Below are 14,818 nucleotides of genomic sequence, written 5' to 3' on the forward strand. Positions count from 1 at the left end.
TGAGGAGATAAGCCATTATGGCAGTCATGAAATTCTTATGTGACACCAAGCGCTGCATCGAGTGTAACGGTTGCGTCACAGCCTGTAAAAACGAAAACGACTCCGCGCTCGAGTGGGGTATCCAGCGTCGCCGCGTGGTGACCATCAATGATGGTCAGCCCGGTGAAGCGTCCATTTCAGTTGCCTGTATGCACTGTACCGACGCGCCTTGTATGGCCGTTTGTCCTGCAGACTGTTTCTACCGCACTGACGATGGCATAGTGCTGCACAACAAAGATACCTGTATCGGTTGTGGCTACTGCTTCTATGCCTGTCCTTTCGGGGCGCCTCAGTTCCCGAAAAAGACCGCCTTCGGCAGTCGCGGCAAGATGGATAAGTGTACTTTCTGTGCCGGTGGTCCAGAGGAAAACTTCTCTGAAGCCGAGCGTAAGAAGTACGGTGCCAACCGTATCGCCGAAGGTAAGTTGCCTATGTGTGCCGAGCTTTGCTCCACCAAGGCACTGCTGGCCGGTGACGCGGAAGTGGTATCCAACATCTATCGTGAGCGGATGGCCGCCCGGGGTAACCCCAATGTGATTTGGGGCTACAATCCCAAGACCGGTGAGATCAACTGAGACAGAGCGGGGGTGGCTAAGGCCCACCCTGACGAGGAGTGACTATGTTAATCAAATCACTGCGCAGTCTGTTCGCTCTGCTGGTATTGGTTGCCGGGCTGGGGTTTGCTTCCACAGCCATGGCCGCCGATGAACAGTCGAGCCAGCAACAGGCGCAGGCGCAAACCAGTGAGGCCGATCTTTGGCGCGCGGTAAAATCCGGTGAATCCGGCTATACCACAGCCAAGGGGGTTGAAACCGGCGTGCTGATCAACGTGGCCGGTAATCAGGGCAAGGAGCTGCGCAATCAGTACCTGACACCCATTATGGCGATTGCCGTAGTCGGCGTGTTTGGGGCGTTCGTGCTCTTTTACCTGGTGAATGGACCATCCAAGCTGCACCACGGTTTTTCCGGCAAGTTGGTGTTCCGTTGGAGTAAGGCGGACCTGATCATCCACTGGGTAGTGGCAATCAGTTGTCTTATCTTGATCTTCACCGGGCTCAACATCATGTTGGGTAAGCATGTGCTGCAACCCTATGTCAGTGGCGATATTTGGGCGGCACTGATCTATGGCTCCAAGACGATCCACGATTGGGTCGGGCCACTGTTTATCGCCTCCTGGGCGGTACTTGTGGTGAAATGGATGCCGGATCAGCTGTTCAAGAGCTATGACCTCAAGTGGTTCATGCTGGTGGGTGGCTACATCAACTTCGGCCCCTTCAAGGGTAAGCACCCGGATTCGGGTTTTGCCAACGCCGGTGAGAAGATGTGGTTCTGGACCCTGGCCATTTTCGGTCTGTTTATCAGCATTTCCGGCATCATGATGGTGCTGCCCAACCTGGATTTGCCCCGTGAAGCCTCAATGGCGGCGTTGTTGGTGCATGGTGTCAGTGCCACGCTCATTATCGCCTTCACCATAGTGCATATCTGGATGGCAACCGTACTGTCTGAGGGCGGTATGGAGTGTATGAAGTCCGGTTACTGTGATGAGAACTGGGCGATGCAGCATCACAATGTCTGGTATGACGAAATCAAGGCCAACGGTACGCTCAAATATCGAGATAATTGAGCCCCGACCTGATTAAAGACTGCAAACACCCCGGCCTGCCGGGGTGTTTTTTTATGATCTGTTTTTTAACATTGTTTACTTCAAAATCCGCGCGTCACTGATACTTTCGCTATTTTCCTTTTATTGAAAGTTTGAAGCAGTTAACGCTTTGAACAGCCGTTCCCATGGGGCTTACATTCAAACTGTCCCAGATCAAAATCCATCCAGTTGCAAAGCCTTATATTGCCCACGCTTATAGAAGGACTCTATTCATATGTAACGGAATTTTTACCTTTTTTGTACATGAGTGCAGCTTGAGTTGTTAAAGGGCTGGAGTGCACAAAAGAGAGTCGTGTCACCCGCAACGCGGGTGAAAATTATCAGGAGCGAAGATGAAAGACCAGAAGCCAGATCTGAACCGCAGATCCCTGCTGAAGGCTATCACCATAGGCAGTGCCGCGGGTGCCGCGATTGCTGCTACAGGGGTGAGCGCCGCTCAGGCCAATGAGCCTGTTGAAGCGAAGTCCGCGAAAAAGGGCTATCACGAAACAGCGCATATCCGCAGCTATTACAACAGCCTGCGTAGCTAATCCAGGAGATCTCAAGCGATGAAGTTAACTCGCACATCCAATGTCGCCCCTAAGGCTGACAAACCAAAACTGGGGATCAGCCGTCGTCAGTTTATGAAGAATGCCGGTATTACTGCCGGTGGTATCGCTGCCGCCTCCATGCTGGGTGCCGGCATGATGCGTCGTGCCGAAGCCAAAGATGTACCTCATGATGCGCCTATCGAAGTCAAGCGTACTATTTGTAGTGCCTGTGCCGTAGGTTGTGGTCTGTATGCCGAAGTACAAAACGGTGTTTGGACTGGTCAGGAGCCTGCCTTCGATCACCCATTCAACGCCGGTGGTCACTGTGCCAAAGGTGCTGCACTGCGCGAGCACGGCCATGGTGAGAAGCGTCTCAAGTATCCAATGAAGCTTGAAGGCGGTAAGTGGAAGCGTATCAGCTGGGATCAGGCCATCAACGAAGTTGGTGACAAGATGCTGAAGATCCGCCAGGAATCGGGTCCGGATTCTGTTTACTTTATGGGTAGTGCCAAGTTCTCCAACGAAGGCTGCTACATGTATCGTAAGCTGGCCGCCATGTGGGGTACCAACAACGTCGACCACTCTGCCCGTATTTGTCACTCTACCACTGTAGCCGGTGTGGCCAACACCTGGGGCTATGGTGCGCAAACCAACTCTTTCAACGACATTCAGAATGCCCGCGCCATCTTCTTCATTGGTGCCAACCCTGCAGAAGCACACCCTGTTTCCATGCAGCACATTCTGATCGCCAAAGAGAAGAACAATGCCAAGCTGATCGTGGTTGATCCACGTTTCTCCCGCACCGCGGCTCATGCCGATCTGCATTGCTCTATCCGTCCGGGTACCGACATTCCGTTTATCTACGGTATGTTGTGGCATATCTTCGAAAACGGCTGGGAAGACAAGACTTTCATCAAAGAACGTGTGTTCGAGATGGAAACCATCCGTGCAGAAGCCAAGAAGTTCCCACCTAAAGAAGTGGCCAACATCACTGGCTGTAGCGAAGAGTACCTGTACCAGGCCGCCAAGATGATGGCCGATAACCGTCCAGGCACTGTGGTTTGGTGTATGGGTGGTACCCAGCACCACGTAGGTAATGCCAACACCCGTGCTTACTGTATCCTGCAGTTGGCTCTGGGTAACATGGGTGTTTCCGGTGGTGGTACCAACATCTTCCGTGGTCACGATAACGTACAGGGCGCTACCGACCTGGGTCTGCTGTTCGATAACCTGCCAGGTTACTACGGCCTGACCTCTGCGGCATGGCAACACTGGACCCACGTATGGGATCTGGATATGGAGTGGATGAAGAGCCGCTTCGACCAGGGTACCTACCTGGGCCGCGAACCTATGACGACTCCGGGTATTCCTTGTTCCCGTTGGCACGACGGTGTGTTGGAAGACAAGCAGAAGCTGGCACAGAAAGACAACGTGCGCCTGGCCTTCTTCTGGGGTCAGTCTGTCAACACTGAAACCCGTCAGCGTGACGTGCGTGATGCACTGGACAAGATGGATACAGTCGTTGTTGTTGACCCATTCCCAACTATGGCCGGTGTTATGCACCGTCGTAAGGATGGCGTCTACCTGCTGCCTGCCGCGACTCAGTTTGAGACCCGTGGTTCCATCTCCAACTCAGGCCGTTCTATCCAATGGCGTGAGCAGGTTATCGAGCCGCTGTTTGAGTCCAAGACAGATATCGAAATCATGTATCGTCTGGCACAGAAACTGGGCTTCGCCGAGCAGTACACCAAGCGTATCAAGAAAGAGAATGGTCTGCCTCTGATTGAAGACATCACTCGCGAAATCAACCGCGGTATGTGGACTATCGGTATGTCCGGCCAAAGCCCTGAGCGTTTGAAGCAACACACAATGAACTGGGGCACTTTCTCCAACAAGACTCTGGAAGCCGAAGGTGGCCCATGCAAGGGCGAAACCTATGGTCTGCCTTGGCCATGTTGGGGTACACCTGAGATGAAGCATCCAGGTACCCAGATCCTCTATAACACAAGCAAGCACGTCAAAGACGGTGGCGGTAACTTCCGTGCCCGTTACGGTGTGGAATATCAAGGCAAGAACCTGCTGGCCGAAGGTTCCTTCTCCAAAGGTGCTGAAATCCAGGACGGTTATCCTGAGTTCTCCGACAAGCTGCTCAAGCAATTGGGCTGGTGGGACGAGCTGACTGCTGAAGAGAAAGCCGAAGCCGAAGGCAAGAACTGGAAGACCGACCTTTCAGGCGGTATTGTCCGGGTTGCCATTAAGCACGGTTGTATCCCATTCGGTAACGCCAAGGCCCGTTGTATCGTGTGGACCTTCCCTGATCAGGTGCCAGTACACCGCGAGCCGCTGTACACAGCCCGTCGCGATCTGGTAGCCAAGTACCCAACTTATGACGACATGCAGGTACATCGTCTGCCGACTCTGTACAAGTCTATCCAGGAGAAAGATGTCAGTGGCAAGTACCCACTGGTACTGACTTCCGGTCGTCTGGTGGAATACGAGGGTGGTGGTGAAGAATCACGCTCCAACCCATGGCTGGCCGAGCTGCAGCAGGAGATGTTCGTTGAGATCAACCCTGGTGATGCTGCCGACCGCGGTATCCGTGACGGTGAGAAGGTATGGCTGGAAGGCGCCGAAGGCGGCCGAATTCTGGTTCAAGCCATGGTGACCCCAAGGGTTAAACCTGGTGTGACCTGGATGCCTTACCACTTTGCCGGGATCATGCACGGCGAGAGCCTGGAACCCAACTATCCGGAAGGCACAGTGCCTTACGTATTGGGCGAATCCTGTAACACTGCGCTGACCTATGGTTATGACCCAGTGACTCAGATGCAGGAAACCAAGGCGTCGCTTTGTCAGATCGTCAAAGCATAAGTGCAGCTTAAGCGAGGAGAATTGCCACTATGGCTACAATGAAATTTCTGTGTGATACCAAGCGCTGCATTGAATGTAATGGCTGTGTCACCGCTTGTAAAAACGAAAACGACTCCGCTCTCGAGTGGGGTATCCAACGTCGCCGTGTAGTGACCATCAAAGATGGTCAGCCCGGCGAGGCCTCTATCTCTGTGGCTTGTATGCATTGCAGCGACGCGCCTTGTATGGCCGTTTGTCCTGCCAACTGCTTCTACCGCACCGAAGACGGCATAGTACTGCACAACAAAGATACCTGTATCGGTTGTGGATACTGCCTCTATGCCTGCCCATTCGGCGCACCTCAGTTCCCGAAATCAGGTGCCTTCGGCTCCCGCGGCAAGATGGACAAATGTACCTTCTGTGCCGGTGGTCCTGAAGAAAACCATTCGGATGCCGAGCGTCAGAAATACGGTGCCAACCGTATTGCAGAAGGCAAGCTGCCTATGTGTGCCGAACTCTGTGCAACCAAGGCCCTGCTGGCCGGTGATGCGGAAGTGGTTTCCGGAATCTACCGCGAGCGTGTGGCTTATCGCGGTGCCGAAAACGGCGCCTGGAAGTAACAGACGGCACGAATATCCGACCCGGTACTACCGGGTCGGTGAGAGAGGTTAATATGAACAAATGGTTCAAACACATAGGCTTGGCTATTGCGCTCTTGTTCAGTGCGGTTTGCTTTGCCAATGGTGCCGATGCACCTGTGGAACCACAAGCGAGCGACGCCCAGATCTGGGCACAACTCAAGGATGGGGCAACGGGTTACACCACGTCCCAGAGCCAGTTCCACAACCAGCCGATCAACACCTATGATCTGCGGGTACTGGAGCTGCGCAGCGACTGGCTGGCCCCCGGGTTGATGCTGGCCCTGTTCGGCATGATCATCATTTTTGCCCTGTTTATCATGGTTAACGGTATTTCCAAACTGCACCATGGTTTCTCCGGCAAGATGGTACATCGTTGGTCCAAGTTTGATGTGAGCATTCACTGGCTGGGGGCGATTCCCTGCTTGCTGCTGATCCTCACCGGCTTGGTGCTGTTGGCCGGGCGTTTCTTCTTCCAGCCTTATCTGGGTGAAGGCTTCTGGGCATCCATGGTCAATGGTGCCAAGCAAGTGCACGACGTGATGGCGATTCCCTTCATGTTCGGCTGGGCGCTGATGACTCTGTTGTGGGCCAAGAACCAGTTACCCAAGATGTATGACGTCAAGTGGTTCATGGTCGTGGGCGGGTACATCAACTTCGGTCCTTTCAAGGGCAAACACCCTGATGCCGGCTTTGCCAACGCCGGTGAGAAGATGTGGTTCTGGGCCTTTGCCTTCTTTGGGCTGATCATCTCTGCCTCAGGCATGCTGCTGCTGTTCCCCAACCTGTTTGAACCCAGCCGTACCCTGAGCCTGATAGCTCTGGTGTTGCACTCAATCAGTGCCATCATCATCTGCGCCTTCTCCATAGTGCATATCTTTATGGCAACTGTTATGTCTGAAGGTGGTATGGAGTGTATGGTTTCCGGTTACTGTGATGAAAACTGGGCAACTCAACACCACAACCTGTGGTATGACGAGATCAAGGCCAACGGTACTCTGAAATACAGAGACTGAGGCCAGCCCTTTGCAGAAAAGCCGTGTCAGTCGACACGGCTTTTTTTATCAATAATGAAAAATAAAGCGGTGATTATTTTATTTATGGCACTTATACCTCTAAATAGGTGGTCAAAGTGCCATTTTCTTGAGTGATTGGCATTAATTAACTGTTTTTAATCATTAAATTATTTTAATCCTTAGCTTAATTCTTCTGCTGTTTAACTGTTTTTGTAACAAAATTTCTGATTTGATCCGTAAAATAGTTAACGATTTGACTGCCAAAGTGTAAAAAAGACAATTCAAATAAAACAACGTCATGTTTATTAATAGTTATTTCAATTTTTAATGACATTGTGATGGATTGCTTATTTAATCACCAATATGTAAAATGGTTCTACAAACGTAACAAAGTTACGAGTCTTTTTCTTCATTCAATCAGATACCATCATGATCAACAATACCAGAACCAGTGTGTTATCCATGCTGCCGTCTTTGCTGTCCAGTGTGCTACTGATAGTGATCGGCATCTTTGCTTATCGTGCTTTTTTCCAACTCAATGACGTCAGCGAACGTCTGGTGAACAACAACAATCTGACCGAGACTTTCGCCGGGATCCGTGAAGAGTTCTATCAACTGCGACTGGCTTCCCTGGTGCACAACACTCAAGGGGTACGCCAGCATCAAGACAGAGTGCATGACCTGATAGCCCGCCTGAGTAAATTCGACACTGCCTTTATGAAGAATGGTGGTGCGCGAATCGCCGTTCTCAAACCTGGAATCGACAGATACACCCGTCTCTATTTCGATGAGCTGGCGCTGGCCGAGCGAACCGGCACAGAGCCGGTTCTCACTCCGGTAAGACGAGATCTGGGCCCTGAGGTGAGTGCCGAGATCAATCTGCTGGTGGCGCAGATAACCGAGCGTAACCAGGAATTGGGGCAGATGACGGTTTCCGAGGTGGATAATGCCGAAGCTATTCTGCTCGGTCTGATCCTGTTTGCCATAGTGGCTTCCTTGCTGATGGCACTCCTTATGAGCCGCCATCTGGTGGCCATTGTCAGCCGGATCCAACAATCTGTCGCCAAGCTGGCGGTCGGCGACCTGACCCACAAGATAGGGATCCAGGGCAAGAATGAACTCTGCACTCTGGCGGCCGATCTGGATCAGCTCAGCGACAGATTACAAGTCATGATCCGTGAAATCGCCCAAGCCTCGGAACATATGGCGCAGCAGGTCGGTGAGCTCAATGTTCAGTCTGAGTCCAACTCGGCGGCATTGCAGGCCCACGCCTTGGAAACCGACCAGGTTGTCACCGCGGTTGAAGAGATGAGCGCTACCGCTCAAGGGGTTGCCAACGATGCTGCCTCCGCCGCACAGTTGACCGATAAGGCCAGAGCTCAAGGGGATGAGTCCCGTCAGGCGGTCGAACAGGCTTCCAACAATGTGATGGCGCTGGTCAGCGAAGTCGACAGTGCCTCCCAGACCATTGCCGAGATGGATGAAAGCACCCGTAGAATTGCCGGTGTGCTGGATGTGATAGGTGAGATTGCCGAGCAAACCAACCTGCTGGCGCTGAATGCGGCCATCGAAGCGGCCCGAGCCGGTGAGCAGGGACGTGGCTTTGCCGTGGTGGCAGACGAAGTCAGGGCGTTGGCGGCACGCACCCAGGCCAGCACTTCAGAGATCAACAATATGTTGGAACAGCTGCGTCAGGGAGCCGATTCGGCGGTGAACGCCATGAATCGTACCCGCCAGAGCTGTCAGGCAACGGCCGATACCACGACTCTGGTGGCCGAAAGTTTGCAGGGGCTGACCGAGCATGTATTTGATATCAATGGCCTCAGTAGCCAGATAGCCACGGCTGCCGAAGAGCAGAGCTCGGTTTCTGAAGAGATTACCCGCAACCTCAGTGTCATTCGCGAAATGGTGGAAGAGCTGAATCAGAGTGGCAAGGCGACACTCGGCAGCACCGCGGCACTGGCCGCTGCCAAAGATCAGCTCTCCAGTGTGGTCAGACAGTTTAAGCTCAGCTGAAAATAAGGGGTCTGCGGACCCCTTTTTGCTGCCTGGTGTAAAGGCACCCCTCGAAAGGTTGATTTTTCATCCGTTAATGCTAAAACATGATCTGCTTAACAAAACGCCACTCTCGATACTGATAGGTATTGTTAACTTCTAGCCAGTTCACGTTTTGACTCCTGTGCAGGAGGTAGTCTACAAACAGCTGGCAGTACCTTGGAAATCACCTAACTGTTTGTGGTATCTAAGGATTAGCAAAACTAACAGGAAGCCTTATGTCATCAATTATCCAAACTCTCGATCGCCAACTGGTCACTCCATACCAAGCCAATATCACAGTACCCAACTGGATGCTGGGGGCCATGGAGCGGGTGATGCAGTACTATGTTGACAAGAACCTGAGGCTGGACACTATTTCTGCTGATGTGATGCCGGCTCCGGTAGAGGGCAAGAAATACATGCTCTATGCCCATGTGCCTTTCTGCCACACGCTTTGCTCTTACTGTACCTTCCACCGCTTCCTGTTCAAGGAAGACAAGGCTCGTGCCTATTTTGTGGCGCTGCGTAAAGAGATGGATATGGTCAAGCAGTTGGGCTATGACTTCGAGTCCATGTACATAGGCGGCGGCACTACGACTGTGCTGGAAGATGAACTGGCGCGCACTATCGAGTATGCCAAGACCCTGTTCCCTTCCATCAAGGAAGTCTCCTGTGAATCGGATCCCCAACACTTGGACAGCCCGGGCTTTAAACAGCTCAAGGGATTGGTTGACCGCATGTCCATCGGGGTGCAGAGCTTTAATGATGACATCCTCAAGATGACAGACAGGTTGGAAAAGTTTGGCACCGGCCAGCAAACATTCGACAAGATCATGGCTGCCAAAGAGCTGTTTCCTATTATCAATGTCGATTTGATCTTCGGTTTCCGCGGTCAGACAGACGAAGTGATCCAGCATGACTTGGATATGGCTTCCAGACTGGATCCGCGTCAGATCACCACTTATCCCCTGATGATCACCCACCAGACCCGCAAGAGCGTCAAAGGGAAACTGGCTGCGCCTCAGGCCGATATGGCCAACCAGTACCGGATGATCCTCAATACCCTCAATGGCCAGTACAACCAGTTGTCGGCCTGGGCCTTTGGTAAGGCCAACGATGAGGGCTTTGACGAGTACGTTATCGATTACGACGAATACTTGGGTGTGGGTTCAGGCTCATTCAGTTTCCTCAACGATACCCTGCATGTGAATACTTTCTCGCTGCGCAAGTATCAGGAGCGGATCGCCAGCGGCAAGATGGGTGTTGAGCAGCAAAAGCAGTACAGCAAGAAAGATGTGATGCAGTATCGTTTCCTGCTGGGGATGTTCTCCGGTCGTCTGTCGCGCAAATATTTCCGCGACACCTTCGGCGTTAATCTGGACACGGCCCTGTTCAAAGAGATGAGCTCGATGAAGCTGATTGGCGCCATCAAGAATGATCCCAGCAACCCGGATGAGCTGATCATTACAGACAACGGCAAGATGATGGGCCTGCTGATGATGAAAGAGTTTTATGCCGGTATGGATAATGTCCGGGCGCAGCTGCGTAAGCCGCTGAAGCCTTGTGATATGTAATCTTTGGTTCAATGAATGACAAAAAATCCGCCACAGGGCGGATTTTTTATTGCGCAATAACGCTTCTGCCGTCGGCTAGTCGCCTTGACTGCGATTACCGGGATAACGGGGGTAGTCGTCGCTAATCTCCAGCCAGGCGGGTTTGTCGGCGCAGTAGATATGATATCTGGGTGCCACCCTGTCTGGGTCATCCAAAGAAGCAATACTCAAGCTGATAAATTCGGGATGGTCGAGACTGCGATAACTCAGGCTGGTGCCACAGTTTGGGCAAAAGCCGCGGCGGATCTTGGCCGAAGAGGCGTATTCCCGCACGGCTTCACCCTGCCAAGTGAGTTGCTCCAGTTTGAAGTCCATCCAACTGCCCACTACAGCCCCTGTGCTCTTACGGCATTGACTGCAGTAACAGTGGTCGGCATCGAACGGTTCACCCTCGAGGCGATAACGTATGGCGCCGCATAGGCAGCCTCCCTGTAACTCATCCTGCTGCTTCATCGCTCGACTCCTGGATAGCTTATTGTCAGGGCCTATCTGGCGCGATAAACGGGATAAGCCTGGTAAGCCTTGTCATAGTAAGGGCTGCGCTCGTAGAACCAACGCAACCTAGCCTTGGCATCTGCGGCAAAGGCCGGGTCTTTGAGCGCCTGGTCAAATTCGGCCTGGAGCGCTTTGGAGTTGGCCAGCATCTGTTGTGCCAAAGGTTCAACCGCGTAGTCCTCAATATACTCGGTGCGGGTGAATATGGTGTTGAACAGGCCCCACTGCAGCAGTGAGTCGGGCGATTGCGGCTCCAGCAGTATCATCGCCAGATCGCCAAGCGGCTGCTCAGTGCTTATTTTGACGGTACCGGTGGGCAAGGTGAGTTCAACCTTTTCCAGTTTGGCTTTGGCACTGACTCTCTGGCGGCCTTCATAGTCACTGGCGGCAAACTGGGGTTCGCTGAGGCGATACTGTTGCAGCTTCAGTGTTTGAGGTTGCTCCAGGCGGCTCATACGAATGCCGTGCAGCGATAGCTTGGCAATCGCCTCCTGCCACTGGGGCGGAATATAGTAAGCGGCCGGGCGGCTGACCCGGATATCCGCCTCTGTGTTGCCTATTACCGGCAGGTTGGGATAAAGCTTGGGCTCACCGGTCCAGCGCACCACTTGTTTGCCCGAAATAGGGCTCTGTTCCAGTTGATAGTCTATGCCTTTGAAATCCCAGCCCTGCTGCTGCTTTTGTGACTTCCAGGTCAGGGTCACCAGCCGTGGATAGCGGTACTTGTCTTTCTCTATCGCTGCGCGCAGCTTGGTCGCTTTGGCCCCCACAGTCTTAAGGGTTTGCTCCAGCATCACATAAGTGCCCAGTACCCGTTGCCGAAACGGCTTGAGGCTATGGTTTTCAATCAATATGGTCGGCAGGTGTCTGGCATCGCCGTAACCGTTGGAGTAGCGGGCCGAGGCATTCCACAGTGACATGCCCTTGCTCAAATCGGTATTGTCCAAGGCGAAGACCAGAGGCCCCGGGATATGACCTGCCTGGGTCAGCGCCTGTTCTATCGCCGGGCGATATTCCTGCTGCAGCCAGTTGTAGCCGGCGGGGCTCAGCCCCTGAGACAGGTTGTAACCAAAGGTCACATCATATTGGTAGTCGATACCGTCGGTGACATGCACATCGATATACAGCTGCGGCTGCCAGTCGTTGATGGCGGTCAGCATGTGTTGCATCTCCATGCTGTCGGCCTTGGCGTAGTCACGATTGAGGTTGATGTTTTGGCTGGTGGTTCGCCAGCCCATGTTCAGAGGGCCGCGTTGGTTAACCCGGTTGCTTTGGCTGGAGCGCTCGTGCGCATCGACACTGAAAATCGGCACAAACAGCAGGTTGACCTGTTCCAACAGCCCGGCCTTGTCGCCGACTATGATATCCCGCAATAACATCATGCCGGCATCTTTGCCGTCAATTTCACCCGAGTGGATCCCGGCTTGCACCAGAACATTGGGCTTGTGGTTACGTCTCAGCTGTGCCGGGGTGGCAGCACCTTCGGCGCTGGCCACTATCATCCAGATATCCCGCCCCTGGGGGCTCTTGCCCAGGCTCACCTTGTTAAGCTTGTTGCTTTGGGTCATCAGCCTATCCAGCCAGGCAAAGGTCTGCTGATAACTTGGGCTTTCAATACCGCCGGATTGCTCAAAAGGTGTGGCCCAGCCGTCGTCGGCTGCACGCATTAAGGCCTCGCTGGCACCACTCCAGGGTTTGAGCGGCGGCAAAATGGCATCATTGATATAGGTGTTGGCTTGGGTGGCTGGTTCGGCAAGAGCGGCGCCAGGTAACGTCGCGACAGCGAGCCAGAGCAGGGACAGCATGCGCATGAAAGGCTCCGGGTACAGGATAATTGTTATTGTTGAAGCGCTCTATCTTTCACCAATTTGCCGAGCCCTGCAAGTCACCCGGAGTGACTCTCCCTTTCTGTTGTGGTTATAGCAATGAAAGCAAACTGCACCTCCCTAAATTTTGTTTTGTCAAAGTAATGTCAAAAAACGGCACTCAAGGGCAGTAATTTACATATTTGCAATCCAGTCTGAATAAATACCCAATCTCGCTTTTTAAGTTATTTTCTGTGTTGTAATTTCCTAACTGAGTTAATTAAAAAAGAATTTTATATTTATACCAGTTTTTATTAGCTGCTGGATAAATAACTTATATAAGTAAAGTAGTGCTTTAATGTGGCAGCCATTTAAATTATCAATAGTGCTTTTGGCGTTCACATTAATAAGTTCTGATTAAGTCGTTTTATTCTTGGAGAACAGTGTTGATGAGAGGCTTATCCAATATATTGATAGTTTCGGCAGTGGCTTTACCCCTGGGGTGCGCTTCTGCGGCAGAGGTGATTACCCTGGATGGTCAGTCACTCAAGATAGAGCAGCTACTGCAGCTGAAAGATAAACAAGTGCAGGTGGCTCTCAGCAAAGAAGCGCAAAAGACAATTCATGCAAGCCATGAACTCCTGATAGATTCTGCCCGTAAAGGCACTCCCGTATACGGGCTCACCGTTGGGGTGGGCAAGAACAAGGATACCCCGGTATTTGGTAAAGACGGTTCTTTGAGTGCCGAAGCCCGCAAACTGTCGGAAGATTTTAACCGCAATATGCTGTTTACCCACTCGGCGGCCAGTGGCCAACCCATAGCGCCGGAAACCGTGAAAATGGCGATGACGATTCGCCTGAATCAGATAGCCACGGGGCATGTGGGTGTGCAGCCGGACGTGGCCCGCATTTACCAGGAGTTTATCAACGAAGACATTATCCCCGTGGTGCCGGAAGATGGCTCTGTGGGGTTGAGTGATATCCTGTTGGCCTCACACATAGGCGCCGCCATGATGGGCGAGTGGGATGTGTTCTACAAAGGCCAGCGGATGTCTGCCGCCAAGGCGATGAAGCAGGCCGGGATCAAGCCGCTGGTGCCCTTTGGCAAGGACTCACTCTCGATTCTGTCCAACAACGCCCTGGCAACGGCACAGGTGGTCAACGCCATTGGTGATGCCCGCCAGATCATTCAATTCTCTCCCAGACTCATTGCCGCGGCCCTTGAGGGGATCAACGGCAATATCAGCCCTCTGCTACCTCATACCCTGGCGGCCAGACCTATGCCGAATGTCGAGAAGGTAGGTCAAGAGATTTTGGCCAATCTGGAGGGGGGATATCTATTCCAGCGTGACGAGAAGCGGCCGTTGCAGGATGCGCTATCCTATCGTGGTGCTCACTGGCCTGTGGCCCATGCCATGTCGCAGTTGCAGCAGTTGGAAACCTTGGTGAATATTCAGATTAACAGCTCTGATGATAATCCTACGGTTTACATCAATGCCAAACCCGGACGTTACGCCGATGCCCCTCAAGTGGCACAGTATTTTACCCAAGGGACGGTATCTGGGGCGATTAACTCCTCGGCCAACTTCGATACCATCCAATTGGCGTCCCAGACCGAGGCCTTTATCAATGCCATGGCGCAGTTGGGCAAATACTCCAGTAATCGCCAGATCAAGTTGATTGACCCTTACTTCACGGGTTTGCCAAGAGCCTTGGTCGACCCTGATGATGCCAATGGTCAGGCTTTCTATACCCTGCAGAATGGCTTCACCGCCCTGTTTGTCGAGATAGCCCATGCGGCCAATCCCGTATCCTTCTATGGTATAGCCAACCAAGGCGGTATCGAGGATAACTTCAGCAACTACTTCCAGGCCGGCAAGAACCTCAGCAAGGTGGTGGATGGCGTGGCACGCATCTATGGTTTTGAGCTGATGCAGGTGGCCCAGGCGATGGATCTGCAGAAGAAAGTGAACCACAGGCAGTTGTCACCCCAGAATGAGCAACTGTTAAAGGCGCTGCGCAAACAGGTGGCTTACTACGACAAGGACAGGTTGTTTACCCCGGATGTCGAGGCCTCGACTCAGTTCCTGATGAAGTTCTAAGGAAACCAAGCCCCGGTAGGATTAACCACC

General features: G+C 52.7%; 11 protein-coding genes. 9 read left to right on the forward strand and 2 right to left on the reverse strand.

What is annotated here, in order from left to right; all coding sequences use genetic code 11:
- Positions 1-17 precede the first annotated feature (17 nt).
- From fdh3B (HCX89_RS16265) to HCX89_RS16300, 8 genes are all read left to right on the forward strand, one after another.
- A complete protein-coding gene (gene fdh3B, locus HCX89_RS16265; protein ID WP_025010613.1) occupies positions 18-614 on the forward strand; it encodes a formate dehydrogenase FDH3 subunit beta in 597 nt (198 codons plus the stop codon).
- A gap of 44 nt (positions 615-658) precedes the next feature.
- Positions 659-1,663: a formate dehydrogenase subunit gamma gene (locus HCX89_RS16270; protein WP_044733398.1), complete on the forward strand. Its 1,005-nt coding sequence runs from the start codon at positions 659-661 to the stop codon at positions 1,661-1,663.
- 371 nt (positions 1,664-2,034) lie between these two features.
- Positions 2,035-2,232 (forward strand): twin-arginine translocation signal domain-containing protein, encoded by a 198-nt coding sequence (locus HCX89_RS16275; RefSeq protein ID WP_025010614.1) that lies wholly within the window; start codon positions 2,035-2,037, stop codon positions 2,230-2,232.
- Positions 2,233-2,250: 18 nt separating this feature from the next.
- Positions 2,251-5,103: a molybdopterin-dependent oxidoreductase gene (locus HCX89_RS16280; protein ID WP_025889567.1), complete on the forward strand. Its 2,853-nt coding sequence runs from the start codon at positions 2,251-2,253 to the stop codon at positions 5,101-5,103.
- 29 nt (positions 5,104-5,132) lie between these two features.
- Positions 5,133-5,702: a formate dehydrogenase FDH3 subunit beta gene (gene fdh3B, locus HCX89_RS16285; protein ID WP_025010615.1), complete on the forward strand. Its 570-nt coding sequence runs from the start codon at positions 5,133-5,135 to the stop codon at positions 5,700-5,702.
- Between the two features lie 53 nt (positions 5,703-5,755).
- The gene (locus HCX89_RS16290; RefSeq protein WP_044733397.1) at positions 5,756-6,736 is read left to right on the forward strand and encodes a formate dehydrogenase subunit gamma; all 981 of its coding nucleotides are present in this window, start codon (positions 5,756-5,758) and stop codon (positions 6,734-6,736) included.
- A 429-nt stretch (positions 6,737-7,165) separates the two neighbouring features.
- Positions 7,166-8,752, forward strand: a complete 1,587-nt coding sequence (locus HCX89_RS16295; RefSeq protein WP_025010616.1) for a methyl-accepting chemotaxis protein — start codon at positions 7,166-7,168, stop codon at positions 8,750-8,752.
- A 257-nt stretch (positions 8,753-9,009) separates the two neighbouring features.
- Positions 9,010-10,347 (forward strand): coproporphyrinogen III oxidase family protein, encoded by a 1,338-nt coding sequence (locus tag HCX89_RS16300; protein ID WP_025010617.1) that lies wholly within the window; start codon positions 9,010-9,012, stop codon positions 10,345-10,347.
- A gap of 75 nt (positions 10,348-10,422) precedes the next feature.
- Here the strand turns inward: HCX89_RS16300 and HCX89_RS16305 are convergent, their stop codons facing one another.
- Together HCX89_RS16305 and HCX89_RS16310 are read right to left on the reverse strand one after the other, a co-directional pair.
- Positions 10,423-10,839 (reverse strand): GFA family protein, encoded by a 417-nt coding sequence (locus tag HCX89_RS16305; protein ID WP_144438542.1) that lies wholly within the window; start codon positions 10,837-10,839, stop codon positions 10,423-10,425.
- Positions 10,840-10,871: 32 nt separating this feature from the next.
- Complete coding sequence (locus HCX89_RS16310) at positions 10,872-12,692, reverse strand: M14 family metallopeptidase (protein WP_167716703.1); 1,821 nt, start codon at positions 12,690-12,692, stop codon at positions 10,872-10,874.
- 443 nt (positions 12,693-13,135) lie between these two features.
- Between HCX89_RS16310 and hutH the strand changes: the two genes are divergently transcribed.
- Positions 13,136-14,788 carry a histidine ammonia-lyase gene (hutH, locus tag HCX89_RS16315; protein ID WP_123115477.1) on the forward strand — a complete coding sequence of 551 codons (1,653 nt, stop codon included), beginning with the start codon at positions 13,136-13,138 and terminating at the stop codon, positions 14,786-14,788.
- The last annotated feature ends 30 nt before the right edge of the window (positions 14,789-14,818 follow it).

The sequence above is a fragment of the Shewanella sp. Iso12 genome (assembly GCF_012030025.1).
GTDB classification, from domain to species: Bacteria; Pseudomonadota; Gammaproteobacteria; order Enterobacterales; family Shewanellaceae; genus Shewanella; species Shewanella algae.